This is a genomic window from Pseudomonas sp. E45-MNA-CIBAN-0222 (genome assembly GCF_040310405.1).
In the GTDB taxonomy this organism is placed as follows: Bacteria; Pseudomonadota; Gammaproteobacteria; order Pseudomonadales; family Pseudomonadaceae; genus Stutzerimonas; species Stutzerimonas stutzeri_AC.
The window spans coordinates 1-230 of record NZ_JBEOPU010000270.1; the positions used below are offsets into that span (position 1 = coordinate 1).

Here is a 230-nt window from a genome sequence, read left to right on the forward strand (position 1 = left end):
GTTCTAATACCATTCAATTCAAGGGCCGCTGCAAAAGCATGCTTATCAGGCATACTAATATGGTTTTCATTTTCTAATGGCCTATCTCTTTCAGATAAATGAGCAACTGATAACAGTTGATCGTTTTTTTTCTGGTCTTTAGTATTGAAAGTATCTACTAGAAGATATAAAGAGACTGGAATTAAAAAAATTGCTATTATTATTCTTTTGGTGAGCGCCTTGTTAGGACG

Annotated in this window: 1 protein-coding gene; it reads right to left on the reverse strand. The window is 33.9% G+C overall.

What is annotated here, in order from left to right:
• Positions 1–230, reverse strand: a 230-nt coding sequence (locus AAEZ08_RS23585; RefSeq protein WP_500125265.1) for a hypothetical protein, incomplete at both ends; no start/stop codon positions are given.